Raw genomic sequence first — 16,034 nt, 5'->3', positions numbered from 1 at the left:
CGCAACACTCATCTCTATATGGTGCTGACTTCCCCGAAGATAATACCAAACCTCTTGAATGCGTCGATCCCGATATGGACCGATTCTTCGGTCGGTTGATAATGCCCGCTGTAGTTCGTTATCACTCTGCCGATATATCCGCTGGCCGTCTTCTCGATCTCCGCGGTTCCCGCAGCGTGCAGGAAGTCGCCCGCACCCGAAGTGGCACCGTTGAGCACGGAATGGAATATCTCGGTACCGTCAGCGGCCTCCGTCGGAACGACCCTCAGTGATCCGTCGGGCAGAACCCCCCACTTCACTTCTCCCGTGGGATTGGCGATGTACGAATCGAATTCCGCGGTTCCAGGTGTTGTGGGGGCCACTCCCGCGGCCTCCGCTTCGGCAAGATCGACCGTCTTGTTCTCCGGCTCCAGATTCGGAAATGTCTCGCCGTCGGTGCAGTTGTGAACCAAGATCGGCGTAGCCCCCGCCAGCGCATAGTACGTATGCGTCCCGGAGACGGTCAGGTTGTTCACCGTCGCCGTTTGGGTCCACGCCCGTACCCCGCTGACCTGGATGTCCGTCCCGGCCGATGTCCGGAGCCAGTCGCCCGGGCGGAGTTCGCTCGCCTTCGCCCAACGGTGCAGTTTCGGGAGCCAGATCGGGTGGCCGTCCGTCGCGGTGATCGACTTGCCGTTGGCCAGGGTGAGGCGGACCAGGTGCTTGGTGCCGTGGCCCTGGATGGTGGCGGTGACCGTCCGGGAGACCAGATCACCGAGGACCGGGTCCGTCGACCTCACCTTGTCGCCGGGCCGGAGGTCCTTGATCGCCTTGGTCTTGCCGTTCGCCAGCAGCACCCGCGTGTTCGGCGTGAAGCTGTTGCACTTGGTGCCCGACTCGACCGCGTCCTCGCCCGCGTCCGACGCCTTGCCGGCGTCCTTCTCGCCCGTCTTCGCCGCCGTCTTCTCCGACGCCTTCGCGGCGGATTTCTCCGTGGCCTTGGCGGCCTTCTCCTCGGCCGTCTTCACGACCTTCTTCTCGACGGCCTTGGCCGCGGTCTTGGCGACCGTCTTCTCGGCCGTCTTCACCGCCGCCTGTTCCGCGCCTCGCGCCAGTACTCCGCCGCCGAAGCGCATTCCGCCGCGTGCCGCGGCCAGGGCGACTCCGCCCTCGCCGAAGGTCGCGACGGTGATGATGATGGTCGCCGCCGCCATCAAGCAGCCGCCGAGCGTCGGGTTGGTGGCGCAGCCGACGATGTCGGCGAGGCCCGAGTACTCGTACGCCACGTGCGCGACCGTCTTGGTCGCGGACCAGGCCGCGTGCTTGACCTGGGACCAGCCCCAGAACTGGCCGTTGGGGTCTTCCTTGGTCACCGGACTGTTGTCCGCGTAGGCGTAGCCGCCGAGTTGGAGCAGGTCGGAGAAGTCCGCCACCGGGTCCAGTGACGTGAAGCGGCCCGTCACCGGGTCGTAGTCACGTGCGCCCAGGTGGATCAGGCCCGTGCTCGACTCGTCGTCGCCGCCGATGTACGCGCGGGAGCCCGCCCAGCCCGTCAGTGACGTCTCCAGGTCGCCGCGCAGGCTGCCCCAGGCGTCGTAGGACCGGGTCTGGACCGCCATTCCGGAGGCCAGTTTGATCTGGACGGTGGCCGTGCCCTGCGGGTTGGTGACCTGGGCGACCAGGGTGTGGGTGCTGGTGGCGCTGGAGGTGTAGCGGACGACGGTGGGGGCGCCGGCCTGGCTGTAGCTGCGCATCGCCCTGGCGGCGGTGGTGGTCTGGGAGCCCATGACCTCGGTCTCGCCGAGGTAAAGGGTGGTCCAGCCGCCGGTGGTCTTGGAGATGCGGTTGCCGTCGGCGTCGTAGAGGTACGACGTGCTCGCGGCGAGGGTGAACTTCTGGGTGTCGGCGCTCGCCGTGCACGCGGCCAGGGTCAGGTCGGCGCTGACGGTGGCGCTCGCCACGTTCAGGCAGAGCTTGGAGGTCGTGTTGTAGAAGGTGCCGTCCGTGCGGAGAACGAAGGACTGGGTCGTCGCGTCCGGTACGCACGTCTTCAGCGTGATCGTCGAGCCGGTCGTCGTGCCCGATGCCGTGGCGCACTTGCCCAGGACCGTCAGCTTGCCGCCGTTGGCGCTGAACTTCTGTCCGGCGGTGCCGTTGCAGGTGTAGATCTGGATGACGTTGCCGTCGGTGGTGTGCCCGCCGGAGTCGTCCATGCACAGCCCGCCGGGCCCGGTGATCGCGCCGGAGCCGGCGCCGAACCCGGAGACGGACTTCAGCAGACCCTCACCGTCGTACACGAAGGACTGCGTGTCGCCGTTGATGGTGCGGGTCTGGGTGCGGCCGGAGTCGTCGAAGACCGCCGAGTTCGCCTCGGTGACGGTCTTCGTGCCGGAGTCGGCCGCGGTGACCGTCTTCTGCGTCCAGCCGGTGAGGGTGTCGGGTTTGCCGGTGTCCCCGTAGACGTACGAAGTGGAGCCGTCCAGTGCGGTGTTGAGGGCGCCGGTGGAGGTGCGCTGGGTGCTGTGGTCGGTGAGCGTGGAGCGGTTGCCGAGGTCGTCGTAGCGGTACGACTGCCAGTACGGGAGGGAGCCGTACGCCGCCGTGCCCGTGGCGATGGTCGAGGTGGACGGGGTGGTCCCCGGGCCGCCCGATGCCGTCGCCGACGAGTCGGTCGCCTTCCAGGTGGTGCCCGACGAGTCCGTGCAGGTCTTCGCCGTCGCCCCGGTCCAGGCCTCCACCAGCTGGCCGCGCGCGTCGTACGTGAAGCACTGGTTGTCCCAGGTCGTGGTCGTCCCGGAGGTCGAACCCGTCGCCACCAGGCTGGTGTTGCCCGCCTGGTCGTAGGCGTAGGCGGACTGGGAGACCAGGCCGTTCGCCGTCTGGGTGGCCGCGTAGGAGTGGAGGAGGAGGCCGGTGGAGTCGTCGTACAGGGCGCTCGTCCACACCCGGTAGGGGTTCTTGCCGCTGGTGGAGCGGGTGATCTGGCCGTACGGGTTGTAGACGGCGCCGGTGGTGTACCAGTCCCAGCCGGAGGTGGAGACCGGCAGGTCCTGGCTGTTGTAGCGGGTGACGACCTTCTCGGCCGTGGTCATGCCGCCGGGGGTGGCCGGCAGGGTCGTCGTGAGCGGCTTGCCGGTACGGGTGTAGGTGTACGACCAGTGGTACGAGCCCGAGAGGTTGTTCGTGGAGCCGCTGACCGCCGGGACGGTGACCGTCTTTCCGGTCGGCTGCCCGTCCTCGGTGTAGCCGGTGGCCTCGCTGACGATGTCACCGGTGGTGGAACCGGGCACGGTGTGGCGGATGGACTTGGCGGGCAGGCCGATGCCCTTGGTGGCAGTGTCGTAGGTCCACTCGTCGGTCGGGAACGTGTCGGAGCCGATGGTGAGGGTGCTCTTGCGGCCGAGCGGGTCGTAGCCGTAGTGCAGGATCCTGCCGGTGGCGTCCTTGGTCTGGATGACGTGGTCGGCGTCGTCGTACCAGGCCTGGCTGGTGCCGGAGTCCGGGTCGGTGCTGAGGCGCACGCGGTGCCGGGAGTCGTATGTCCAGGTCCAGAGGTGGCCCGACTTGTCCTTGACCTGGGTGCGGTTGCCGAGCGCGTCGTAGGTGGTCTCGGTGTAGGTGTTCGCGCTGCGGTCGGCGTTGGTGTAGGTGATCGACTTGACCGCGCGGCCCAGCGCGTCGCCGATGGTCTTCGTGGCGGTGGCGCCGGTGGGCGGGACGACGGTGGCGGAGGCGTCGGTGTCGCTGTAGGTGGTGGTGGCGGTCGCGAAGTCCGCGTTGTGGTGCAGGGTCGTCGAGGTGAGCGGGCGGCCGAGGCCGTCGTAGGTCGCCCTCGTCGAGTTGGGGATCGACTGCTGGCTGGTGGGGATGTACGGCGTGGTGGCCGGCAGGCCGAGGACGTAGTAGCCGTTGTCGGTGCGGACGGGGGCGCCGTGGTCGTCGTAGCGGACCGAGGTGACCAGGCGGCCTAGGCCGGTGGCGTCCGGTGCCTGGGTCTGCACGGTGCGGCCCATGCCGTCGTAGAAGGTGACGGACTGGGTGTAACTCCCGTTGTCCTTCAGGCTCTTGGTGATGACCCGGGTCGGGGTGCGGGTGCCCAGCGCGTAGCTGATCTGGGTGGAGGGCAGGTCGTCGGCGTCGCCGGGCTGCCAGCCCTTGACCAGGCGGCCGAGGAGGTCGTACTCGTAGCGGGTCTTGTTGCCGTTGGGGTCGGTGGTGACCGTGGTCAGGCCGCGGGCCGGGTCGATCGTGGTGATCGTCGCCTGCGACTTGGCGTTGGTGATGGTGGTGCCGGTGATGACGTACGGGCTGCTGCCGGGGTTGTAGACGGTCCTCGTGATGCTCTTCGCGGCGTCGGTGACCTTGATGGCGCGGCCGAAGACGTCGTACTCGGTGAGGGAGCCGGTGATCGTGCCGGTGCCCTCACCGTTGAGGGACTTCTCGCTGGTGGCGTCGCCGGCGTCGTTGTAGCCGGTGGTGACGTCGGAGCTGACCGCGGCGGTGGCCGCGCTCGACACGTCGTCGCAGTCGGTCGCGGTGGTCAGCACCCGCTTGGGCAGGCCGTAGAGGTTCGTGGACGTCCTGTTGTCGAACGTGGTGAGGGTGCAGGTCCTGTCGCCGACCGTGGGGGTGGTGTCGCCGGGGCTCGCCAGGGTGACCGTCGAGACCTCGCTGAGCTTCGGCAGGCCGTCGTCGTCCATCGCCGTGGTGGTGCGGGTGCCGCGCCACTTGCCGTTGTAGGCGGTCAGGTCGTCGACGCGTTTGACGTACGACCGCCTCGCCACGAGGTCGCTGTCGCCGGTGCGCTTGCGGGTGGCGGTGACCGTGCTGGTGCCGGGCAGGGTGATGACCCTGCTGTGGGCTGCCGCCGCGGCCTCGCTGGAGACGTAGGTGACGGTCTCGGCGGCCTGGCCCGCGTTCTCGGCGGCGTCGTCGGCGGAGAGGGTGGTGCCGGTGTCGTCCTTGAGGGTCGTGCCGGAGCCGCGCAGGTAGTAGGTGGTCGTCTTCGAGCGGGTGGCCGCGGGGCCGTCGGGGTCGCCGACTCGGGTGGTGACGGAGGCGTAGCCGCGCCAGTCGCTGTGGGTGCGCTGGGAGGGCTTGGTGAACTCGGCGTCGGACTTGGCCCAGTAGCCGCCGCCCCCGTACTCGTACGTCGTGACTACGTCGGGTGAAGCGAGCGCAGTCGTGGTGACGACCGTGTCCTGCTCGGTGACCTTGGCGACGGTGTACTTGTTGAACCAGGCCAGCGGCGGGTTGTCGAGGCTCTCGTCGGGCGACCAGTGCACCGGGTAGCAGGCGGCCGTGTTGTCGGCGATGTCGGTGGTCGCCGGGGCGTAGGTACAGCCCTTGTTGTAGTCGACGACCGTCTTCTTGCCGTTCTCGTCCGTGATCCCAGTGATGCGCGGGTGCCAGTACGTCAGCTCGATGTCGTCGCTGTTGGCGCGGACCCGGTTGGGCAGGGCGGTGCCGTCGAAGACGACGGCCGGCAGGGTCTGGCCCGGGGCGTCGTCCGCGTCGGTGGTGTCGGTGTCGTAGGCGCCGCGCTGGACGGTGGAGAGCCACAGGCCCGGGGAGGTCTGGTACCAGCCGGACTCGAAGGCGTGGGTGAGGGTCCACTCGTCGATGGGGTAGAGGGTGCTGGTGCTGTCCCGGTGCGCCCAGGTGACGACCTTCTCCAGGCGCTTGCGGGTCCAGAAGGAGGGGAACGTCGGGCACTGCTTGGCGGTGTCCGACTTGCAGTTGAGGGTGGCCGGGGTGTCGTACCAGACGCGGTACTTCTCCGGGTCGCTCGACGTGAAGTTGTCGGCGTCGCACTTGCTGGCCGACGCGGCGAGGCAGCGCTCGTCGGTCCGGAACTGCACCTTGGCCGCGGGGACCGCGCCGAGGCTGTCCTTGTTCAGGCCGTACTCGATGGTCAGCGGGTAGGAGCCGCGCTGGTACTTGACGTTCTTCTTGGTCGACTTGTTCTTGGCGTAGTAGTTGTCCTCCTGCTGGTACGTGATCACCATGGCGTTGCCGTGCAGGTCGACGACCTCGTCGAGCTGCCAGGACCAGGCCTGGGTGCAGGAGGAGTCCTTGAAGGCGTCCGCGTGGCACGGTTCCTTCGGGTCGTTGCCGAAGACGGGGACGGTGGAGACGGAGTCGGTGTCGGCGTGGCCGTTGCCGACCTTGTCCAGGCCGAAGTAGTACTTGGTGCCGTCACGGGTGGTGGCGATCCAGTACTCGCCCTTGTCGTCGGTGTCGCCGCCGTCGCCGTTGTCGGCACCCGTCTTGTGCTCGATCTTCGTGCCGTCGTCGGAACTCGGGTGCCACTCGCCGCTGGTGTCGTCCCGGACCAGTTCGACGGTGGTCCCGCCGAGGGTCATCACCGCGTTCTGGGTGGCCCAGCACAGGTCGCCGGTCTTCTTTTTCTTGCCCTTGTTGTTGGCGTCGTCGCCGTCCTGGTCCTGGCCGCAGCCCCGGTACGAGCGCTCGATGTGCCCGGTGTCGTAGGACCAGCCCTCGCCGATCCAGGAGGTCTGCGGGTTGGCGGTGGACGTCTTGCCGTCCACCGCCTGGGAGTTGTACGAGAACGCGATGCTGGGCGTGGGGCCCGCGGAGACCGGCGGGGTGTCGAGGGCGTACGTGTACGCGAAGCCGCCCGAGGACGATCCGGCGGCCCAACTGCCCGCCGAGGAAAGGGGGGTGGCCCGGAAGGAGCCGCCGGCGCCGTTGCCGGAGTCGGTCACGCCGAGGACGCCGCCGGCTCCGGAGGACGCGGCGGCGGTGACGGCCTTCGCGGCGGAGCCGTGGTAAACGGCCGACTGCACACTTCCCTTGTCCAGGGCGGCCGTTGCGTCGGCGCTGGTGGTGCCGGTCGTGGTGTCGGCGTCCATCGGGGTGGACAGGTCGAGGGTGGCCTCGACCTTGGTGGCGCCCAGGTCGGTGGTCTCGTTGCCGTCGGCGTCCGTGGTCGTGGTGTCGGCGCGCAGGTCGGCCGAGTTGTCCAGCGGCTCCGGGGTGGCGCACTCCTCGTTGTCCGGGTCGGTGAGGAAGCACTCCGGGTAGCGGACCAGTTGGAGCCGGTCGGACCACTGGGCGCCGAAGTAGTTCTTGAAGTCGGTGTAGTCGACCTGGAGGCGGGCCGGGGCCGGGGTGGTGTCGCTGGTGGTCACCTGCATGAGCAGGCCGTTGACTCCGGCGGCGGCCGTGTCCGTCTGGCTCAGGACATCAACTGCCCAGGTGCCGACGGGCTGTTGGGTCGTGTCGTCGGAGGCGGCGCCGATCTTCACCGGGACTCCGCCGTCCACCTGGACCAGCCCGTCGGTGGCGGCGGCCAGCTTCTCCGGGGTGATGTCGGCGGTGCCGTCGGGACCGGTGGCCGGTATCGCGGTGCTGCCGTCCGGGGGGTCGGTGTCGTCCTGCGCGGCGTCGATCGCGTACTGCCGGGTGTACCCGGACAGGGACTGGTCGGCGCCGTCGACCGGGTCGGTGGCGGGCACGTCCACCATCGCGGCGACGTCGTCGTCCGGCGGGGGCTCGGCGAAGGCCTGGCCCTCCAGTGCCCCGACCGACAGCACGAGGGACAGCAGCAGGACGACACCGGGCACGGCTCTGCGACGCCAGGCTCTGCGGCGCGGATGCGCGCTCGGACGTGAGCGACGGAACACGGAAGGACCCCCCGGTGAGCCCGGCCGGCGGTCACCCCGGCCGTGAAGACGCGATGGAGAAACAGAGAAGGAAAACAGCCCGGATTATTGGCCGCCCTTTGCCATCGGCGCTAGATCATTTGACTTTATGTGGGGTTGATCACTGACCAGAGCATGACAAGACAGCCCAACTCCGGGCGAAATAACGGGCGTTGCACCCGGAAGGGGACGTTCCGCCGACCACACCCGGTCGAAAGGGGCTTGCCCGGCGCACACCGGCGCTCCATGATCTGCACGTCCTCCCCACACCCCCGGCATCGACCACCGGGTGAGCGGGCGGAGGGTCGTCCGCATGCGGCCACGTCATGTCGTCGACGTCATGTCGCCACCGTCAGAGGGGAAACGGTTCGGTGTCCTCCGCTTCTTGGCCGAACAGGCTAAGCCCACGTCATATGCGCCTGCTCGCAGGCCTGTTGGCGCTGATCCTGGCCGCCGGGACCGCCTGGGTGCTGCTCCCCGACCACGACTCCGGCGGCTCCGCGGCGAAGAGCGGCGACACGAAACCCCACCCCCGCACGGAGACCGAGGCCCGCGCCCTGGCCAGGAGTTCCGGCAAGCGCGTCGAGATCGTCACGGCCCGCACCGCGACCACCACCACCTGGGCCAACCCCGACCGCACACTGACCACCCGCATCCATGTCTCACCGGTGCGCGCCAAGGTCGGCGGCACCTGGCGGGCCGTCGACCCGACGCTGCGCCGCAGGGCCGACGGGAACTGGACCACGAGGGCGACAACGACGCCGGTGGTGTTCTCCGGGGGCAGCAAGCACAAGTCGACGGCGAACAAGGCGAGTTACGTGCGTCCGGCGGCGTACCGCGCGAACGCGGCCACGGAGACCGCGGCCGACACCACCACGCTCGTCACCCTCACCACCGCCGGCCACACGATCAACCTCACCTGGCCCGGTACCCTCCCGGCCCCCGAGGTCGAGAGCAACGAGGCCCTGTACCGCGAGGTACTGCCCGGCGTCGACCTCGTCCTCGCGGCGAACGACGGCGGCTTCTCCGAGGTCCTGGTCGTCAAGTCGGCCCAGGCGGCGGCGAATCCGGCGCTGAAGACCATCTCGTACGGCCTGACCTCGCCGGACCTGACGATGAAGCTGGACTCGCGCAGCGGCTCCATCCACGCCTACGACGCCGGCGGCAACGACGTGGCGGCCACCCCGACCCTCCTGATGTGGGACTCGGCCGGCAAGGAGGCCGCCACCGACAACCTCACCCACGGGGACGGCGGCCCGGACGACCCCGACCCGACCCCGACCGCCACGGACACCGCGAGCGAGGCACCGGAGCCCGCGGACTCCGACGACGCCGCCCGCGAACGCGGCGCCGACGACCAGAACGCCGACACCGACTTCGGTACGGCGTCCGCCGCGCCCACCGCCACCACCGAGACCGACGGCGACGCCACCGCGAGCCCCACGGCGGCCTCGGCCGACCCCGTGGCAACCCAGCCCGCGGGCGACGAGGACTCCGTGGTCACCCCCGAAACCACCGCCATCGACGGTGAGTTCCCGGGCCTGAGCGGTCCCCAGCCCGGCACCCACTCCGCCCGCACGGACCCGAAGCTGGCCGCCGATGGCACGATCACGATCACCCCGGACCAGGATCTGCTGACCGGTCCGGGCACCACGTACCCGGTCTTCATCGACCCCAGCACCAACACCGACGCGGGCAACTGGACCACCGCCTACAAGCGCGGTAGCTGGGCCACCGCCACGTTCTTCAACGGGCGCGGCTTCAACAAGGGCACCAACGAGGCCCGCGCCGGCTACGAGTCGGACACCTTCGGCTCCAGCCGTTCCTTCTTCACGATGGCGTGGCCGAACGCGGTGCGCACGACCTCCATCAAGGAGGCCACGCTCAACATGAAGGAGACGTACTCCTGGTCCTGCACCAAGAAGGACGTCGAGGTCTGGCGCACCGGTGACATCGACAAGAAAACCAGCTGGAACAACCAGCCCGGCTGGACGACCCGCCAGGACACCAAGTCGTACGCCAAGGGCTACAAGAAGAGCTGTGCGGCCGGGAACACGACCTTCAACGTGAAGGAGGCCGCCAAGTACGCGGCCGACAACAGCCTGAACCACTGGACGCTTGGCATCCAGGCGAGCAACGAGGACGACCAGTACGCCTGGAAGAAGTTCCAGGCCACGAACGACAACGCGGGCCCGAACGTCGACGTCACTTTCAACACCACGCCGAACAAGCCGGCCAAGCTCAAGATGAGCCCGGGCAAGTGCACCACCACCGCGCCCTACGTCACCATCGGCGCCAACGACCAGATCACCTTCTCCGCGTCGGTCTCCGACCCGGACGGCAAGGACGACCTGGACATCGTGCACCTGTACCTGAAGAACGACACGACGGGCACGTACTACAACCGCGAGGCGAACGCCTCCGGCAAGACCACGGCGAGCGTCCTCTTCGACAGCGGCGGCCTCAAGGACGGCACCTACCACTGGAACATGTACGTCAAGGACGACTATCCCGCGCAGTCCCCGACCAGTTACAGCTGCTACTTCAAACTCGACACGGTCGCCCCGAAGACCCCGACGGTTGGTTCCGCCGACTTCGACGAGGCGGACGACGACAACGACAGCGGTGAGGACCAGTGGTCCAAGGCCACCTTCGGCCAGTCCGGCTGCATGAAGTTCTCCAACGCGGGGGCGGAGAAGGTCACTTCGTACGCGTACAGCTGGAACACCACGGCGTACGACAGGTCGACCAAGCTCACCGACCTGAACAGCTGCACCACCAAGGCGGGCACCGTGATCACCGGTACCTCCACCACGTCGGTCGTCTCCGTCACCCCGCCGCTCGCCGGACCCGCGATCCTCTACGTCAAGGCCGTCGACGCGGCCGGCAACGAGTCGGTGACCGCGAACGCGTACAAGATCTTCGTCAGCCCCAAGGACCGCGACGAGGCCACGGCCGACCTCACCGGTGACGACAAGCCGGACCTGCTGACCATCATCACGTCCACTGACGACGACGGCGTCACCCACTACGACCTGCGCAACTACCCCTCCGGTACCAAAGGCGACCTGTTCGTCGGCATGAACCCGTCCTACGCCGAGACCAACAAGAACACCGCCTACGCCGACGGTTGCACGACCTCCGCCGTGGACTGGAAAGACGCCCTCATCACGCACGGGGGCGACTACTACCCCGGCGACGGCCTCCAGGACCTGGTCGCCCGCATGAACGACGGCACGCTCTATGTCTACCCGGGCGACGGCTTCGGCGGCTTCAACACCTGCGCCCGGATGCCGATCCTGCTGCCCACCACGGGTACGGACGTCAACGGGGCGAACGTCACGGTCCCGGCCCCGTCCGCGTTCGACCAGATCCTGGCCGTGGGGGACGTCACCGGTGACGGAAAGCCCGACCTCTTCATGACCTCCGGCACCCAGTACTGGGCGTTCACCGGATACACCGGCGGCTCCTTCTCCGACGCCACGCTGCTGAACACCGGCACCGCCTGGCCGGACCGTGACCTCGTCACCGTCGCGGACATCAGCGGCGACGGCATCCCGGACATGGTCTACCGCTCGGAGTCCGGCCGCATGCTGCTGCGCAAGGGCAAGCCCAACGCCGCGGGCAACGGCGTCGACCTCCTCTCCCTCGCCACCGCGGCGGCGAGCGCGGACGGCGGCGACGGCGAGTACGCGGCCAGCGGCTGGAGCTCCACCAGCGTGCCCCGCTTCTTCGCGATCCCGGACGTCACCGGCGACGCGATCCCCGACCTGTGGGCCCATATGAGCGACGGCAGCGTCCGCCTCTACGCCGGCGGCAAGACGACGGTGGGCGCCTATACGACGGTGATCGGCAACTGGACGGGCAAGCTGGCGTTCGGCTGACCGGCGGGGCAGGCACCGTCCTCGCACCCGAACTCCGCCCACACCACCTTGCCCAAGTCCCTTTCCCCCACGCCCCACTTGTCGGCGAGGGCGGCGACGAGCAGCAGCCCGCGTCCGCCCTCGTCGCCGTCGTCGGCCTCGTCCACGTGCGGGACGCCGCCGCCGCTGTCGTGCACCTCGACCCGCAACACCCGGCCGTCGTAGCGCAGGAACACCCGGAACTGCCGTCCCGGCGGCACCCCGTGCACCAGCGCGTTGGTCGCCAACTCGCTGACGCACAGCAGCACATCACCGCCGCGCTCGGACTCGGCGAGTCCGCACTCGGCGAGGAACGCGTGCGTGAAGCGCCTGGCGGCGGGAACGGACCGGCGTTCACGCCGGAAGAACTTCTCACTCGGGTTCACGGGACAAGAGTTGCTGAGCGTCACTACTGTTGACAGGGCGTGAGACCCGGATCTGTTTTTGTACGGGCGGAGTACGGGTCGGTGCGGGGTCCGAAACGGGTGGATGTGGGGAGCACCACAGCATGAACTCCAAGAAGAACCGCTCGACGATGCGGCTACTGGGCTCACAGGTCAAAGCGGCCCGGATGGCAGCCGGACTGACGCAACGTCAGCTCGCCGAACGGGCCATGGTCGACGAGGAGACCATCGCGTCCATCGAGCAGGGCAGGCGACGGCTGATGCTGTCGCTGGCCAAGACGTTGGATCTGATCCTCGACACGAAGGGCACGCTGGCGGCGGGGGTCGACAATCTGCCGGACATCGACCAATTCCCGTTGTTCGCCGAGGAGTACATGCTCCATGAGCGCGAGGCCATCTCCCTGTCCTGGTACGACGCGCTGGTCGTCCCCGGCCTGCTCCAGACCGAGGAGTACGCCCGCGCGCTGCTGAGCAGTCGTCTTCCGGCGTACGACGAGGACGAGTTGGAGACGAAGTTGGCGGGCCGTATCAGCCGCCAGGAGATCTTGCAGCGCAGGATCCCGCCGACGATGAGCTTCGTCATCTGGGAGCCCGCGCTGCTGTGGCCCAACGGCGGCAAGGAGACGCACCGCGCCCAACTCCGTGCTCTGCATGAGTACTCCGAACTCCCAGGCCTGACCCTGCAGATCCATCCGCTGAACCGGACATCCCACGCAGGGGCCGCTGGCTCCTTCATCCTCCTGGAAACGCCGGACCACCAGCACCTCGCCTACACCGAATCCCAGCGCGGCAGCCAATGGGTCTCCGACCCCGACGAGGTGTCCATCCTGACCCGTAAATATGCAATGCTGCGGACGCAGGCCCTCACCATCGAGGACTCAAGAAGCCTGCTGGAACGTCTGCTGGGAGAGTAATGAGCAGCGCACTTCAGTGGTTCAAGTCGACTTACAGCAGCGAGGAAGGCGGCGCCTGCCTCGAAGTCGCCTACACCTGGCGGAAGTCGAGCTACAGCAGCAGCGAGGGCGGCCAGTGCGTCGAGGTCGCCACCTGCCCCCACACCATCCACATCCGCGACTCCAAGAACCCGGACGACAGCGGGCCCACTCTCCAACTCGCCCCTTCCGCCTGGGCCGCGTTCACCACAAGCCGTTAGTCGGCGGGGCGGGGTGGAGTCGATCCTGCGTGCCGCCGGGGAACTGTTGGATGTCGAGTTGTCCCGCCCGGTCGACCTGGGTGGCAGTTCGCGCAGCACCGTGTTGCGGTGTGAGACGGCCGGTGGCGGCAGTGTGATCGTCAAGGCGTTCAGCAAGGAGCCGGAGTCCCTGCGGGGCTTCACGGCCGAGGCCGCCGGGCTGTCTCTGGGGATCGCCGGTCCCGAGGTTCTGGGTGTCGACCCCGAGGTTCCGCTGCTGGTCATGGCGGACCTGGGGAGCGCGCCCACTCTGGCGGACGTTCTGCTCGGGAGTGATCCGGTGGCCGCGGAGAGCGGATTGCTGGCCTGGGCCCGGGGGCTCGGGCGGCTGGCCGCCGCGTCGGTGGACCGGCGTGCCGATCTCGCACGGCTGTGGTCCCGGTACGACAAGGGCATGTTGTCGTGGGGCGACGAGCCCTGGATCGCGCGGCGGGCCGCTGAACTGCTCGTGCTGCTCGGCAGCGCCGGAATCGCGGTTCCGGCAGGCCTGGCCGGGGAGTTGGCCCGGGTCGGGACGGCGGGTGGGGAGACGTATCCGGCCTTCACCCCCGGTGACACCTGTCCCGACAACAACCTGCTCACCGCACAGGGGCTGCGGCTGCTCGACTTCGAGGCGGCCTGCTACCAGTCGGTGTTCCTGACGGCCGCGTACTGCCGGATGCCGTTCTCCAGTTGCTGGTGCGTCTTCACCTTGCCCGCCGGGATGGCCGCGGAGATCGAGCGGACGTATCGCGCGGAGGTCCTCGGGGTGTACCCGGAACTGGCCGATGACGAGGTGTGGCAGGCCGGCATGCGGCAGGCCGTGGCGGTCTGGACGGTGGACGCGACGGTACGGATGCTGCCCCGCACCGCGAAGGACGAACCGCTGCACCGGACCCGGCGTCCGGTCCCGACCAGGCGTCAAGTACTGCGGCACCGCTGGGAGATGGCGAGCACGCTGGAGGAGTTCCCGGCGTTCGCGGAGACGATGCGGTTGTTGGTGGGTGAGGTCGCCGGAGGGTGGGAGGTGGCCCCGCTGCCCGGGTATCCGGCCTTCGAAAGCTGACCCCGGAAGCCACCCCGCCCGACAGACCCCCAAGCCGCCAAAGTGTGACACTCCGCGGCCAAAGCGTCACACTTCTGCGGAGCAGGTCCCCTCCGGGAGGGCTTCGGCGAAGGGCCGGTCCAGACTGTCAGTGGCCGCCTCTAAAGTCTCCGGCATGGCGACTCTTCCCAATCCGCTGCCGAAGCTGGCGGCCGACCCGAGCGGCAGCTCGCTCGGGCTTGAGCTCCCTCCCGGGAGACTGATCGATACGACGGCCGAAGGCCCGTCGGACGAACCGTTGTTGTGGCGCGCGGACGATCCGGCGAAGCCCGGTGACTGGGCCGCGCTCCAGCCCGCGCGCCGGGCCGCCGGACTGCTCCCCGTGCTGCTGGACGGGGACGGCGAACAGGGCAGCCCCGAACAATGGCAGCTCCTGCCCGACGAGGCGTCGTATCCCGGGGACCACGACGCCGAAGAGGTGCTGGAGGAGCTCTGGGAAGAGCTGGTGCCGGAGGCGGCGGACGAACTCGCCCCGGAGACGGCGGAAGACGAGACGATCGCGCCGTACGGCGCCGAGTGGCCGGGGCTCGCGCCCGCCACGGAGCCGGACGCCGACCCCGACGCCCGCGCCGCCGAGACCGCCGACTCCCTCGCGGAGGGCGAGTCGCTGCTCAAGGAGCCGCGCCTCGCGCTGGTACCGGCCCGCCGCAGCGCGGACATACCGGCGGCGATCGGCTGGACCGGCCCGCTCACCTACGAAGAGGACGTGGCCCGGCTCTGTGCCGTCCTGCGCTCCTGGGAGGACCGCTTCGGCATCCGCGTCGTGGGCCTCGCGTGGAACCAGCTGGTGCTGTCGGTGGCGGCCCCGCCGACGACCCAGGAGCAGGCCGAGGCCGTGGCCGCCGAGCACTTCGCCTTCTGCCCCGACAACATCACCCAGGGCGAGCACGAGACGCTGCGCGCGTACGCCCGGCAGGAGGTGCTCAACCGGCCGGTGTGGTCCTTCTGGTGGGACTGACCTGAGCCGTCGCCGCACTCCGGTGGTGGGGCCCGGCGGCCCGGGATACGTTCGGGAGGCCCGTCCCTTTTGTCGCCCACCGGAGGCTGGCTGTGATGAGCGGAAGTGCCCCGGCCCGGCCGCAGGAGCTGGCCGGTCGGACCGTCGTCGTGATCGGCGCCAGCTCGGGCATCGGGCTCGAAACCGCGCGCCAGGTCCGCGCCGCCGGTGGCCAGGTCGTCATGGCCGCGCGCGATCCGCAGCGGCTGGAGCGAGCCGCTGCGGAGGTCGGGCCGCTGAGCACCGCGATCCTCGACGCCTTCGACACGGACCGGCTCCGGGAGTTCTTCGACGAACTGCCCGGCCCGGTCGACCACGTCCTGTCCACCGTCGGCGGGCCCTCGTACGGGCCGCTGGCCGACCTGGACCTGGCGGAGACCGGCCGGTACTTCGGTGAACGCCTCGCCATGGTGCTCGGGATCGCCAAGTACGGCAGGGAGCGCGTCCGGGCAGGCGGCACGCTGTTGTTCATCGGCGGCACGGGCGGTCGCCGCTCCGGCGTCGGCATGTCCGTCATCGCCGCGATGACCGCCGCCCTCCCCGCCCTCACCGCGAACCTGGCCCTCGAACTGGCCCCGGTCCGCGTCAACGTCATCGCCCCTGGCTTCGTCGACACCCCGCTGTCGGCCTCGCTCCTGGGCGACCGGCTCGACGCCCGGCGGGAGGAGCTGCGTGCCTCGCTCCCCATCGGCCGGGTCGTCGGCCCGGCGGACGTCGCCGCCCTGGCCGTCCACATCATGCGCAACGAAGCCCTGACGGGCGCGACCTACGACATCGACGGCGGCCAGCAGCTGCTGCCCCGGTGACCG

The 16,034-nt window shown here is 69.2% G+C and carries 8 protein-coding genes; 6 read left to right on the top strand and 2 right to left on the bottom strand.

Annotated elements, in window-relative coordinates; genetic code table 11:
• Positions 1-14: 14 nt before the first annotated feature.
• Positions 15-7,568: a ricin-type beta-trefoil lectin domain protein gene (locus ACIBJH_RS22610; protein WP_399118648.1), complete on the bottom strand. Its 7,554-nt coding sequence runs from the start codon at positions 7,566-7,568 to the stop codon at positions 15-17.
• A 491-nt stretch (positions 7,569-8,059) separates the two neighbouring features.
• On the opposite strand from ACIBJH_RS22610, the gene ACIBJH_RS22605 reads away from it, so the two are divergent.
• The gene (locus tag ACIBJH_RS22605; protein ID WP_399118647.1) at positions 8,060-11,530 is read left to right on the top strand and encodes an FG-GAP-like repeat-containing protein; all 3,471 of its coding nucleotides are present in this window, start codon (positions 8,060-8,062) and stop codon (positions 11,528-11,530) included.
• Here ACIBJH_RS22605 and ACIBJH_RS22600 read toward each other — a convergent pair.
• Complete coding sequence (locus tag ACIBJH_RS22600; protein WP_399118646.1) at positions 11,482-11,958, bottom strand: ATP-binding protein; 477 nt, start codon at positions 11,956-11,958, stop codon at positions 11,482-11,484. The two genes, ACIBJH_RS22605 and ACIBJH_RS22600, sit on opposite strands and share 49 nt — an antisense overlap.
• Positions 11,959-12,056: 98 nt before the next feature.
• On the opposite strand from ACIBJH_RS22600, the gene ACIBJH_RS22595 reads away from it, so the two are divergent.
• The 5 genes from ACIBJH_RS22595 (at position 12,057) to ACIBJH_RS22575 (ending at position 16,031) form a co-directional block, all read left to right on the top strand.
• Positions 12,057-12,866 (top strand): Scr1 family TA system antitoxin-like transcriptional regulator, encoded by an 810-nt coding sequence (locus ACIBJH_RS22595; protein WP_399118645.1) that lies wholly within the window; start codon positions 12,057-12,059, stop codon positions 12,864-12,866.
• A complete protein-coding gene (locus ACIBJH_RS22590) occupies positions 12,866-13,105 on the top strand; it encodes a DUF397 domain-containing protein (protein WP_399118644.1) in 240 nt (79 codons plus the stop codon). The genes ACIBJH_RS22595 and ACIBJH_RS22590 overlap by 1 nt, the downstream gene beginning before the upstream one ends.
• Positions 13,106-13,118: 13 nt before the next feature.
• On the top strand, positions 13,119-14,189 hold the full coding sequence (locus tag ACIBJH_RS22585; RefSeq protein WP_399118643.1) for a hypothetical protein: 1,071 nt from the start codon (positions 13,119-13,121) through the stop codon (positions 14,187-14,189).
• A gap of 154 nt (positions 14,190-14,343) precedes the next feature.
• A complete protein-coding gene (locus ACIBJH_RS22580; protein WP_399118642.1) occupies positions 14,344-15,186 on the top strand; it encodes a DUF4253 domain-containing protein in 843 nt (280 codons plus the stop codon).
• A gap of 95 nt (positions 15,187-15,281) precedes the next feature.
• The gene (locus ACIBJH_RS22575; RefSeq protein ID WP_399118641.1) at positions 15,282-16,031 is read left to right on the top strand and encodes an SDR family oxidoreductase; all 750 of its coding nucleotides are present in this window, start codon (positions 15,282-15,284) and stop codon (positions 16,029-16,031) included.
• Positions 16,032-16,034 lie beyond the last annotated feature (3 nt).

Origin of the sequence: Streptomyces sp. NPDC050548 (assembly GCF_044457385.1) — a bacterium.
Taxonomy (GTDB): domain Bacteria; phylum Actinomycetota; class Actinomycetes; order Streptomycetales; family Streptomycetaceae; genus Streptomyces.
The sequence above is the reverse complement of the archived record's forward strand: the minus strand, read 5'-3'. Positions and strand labels throughout refer to the sequence as shown.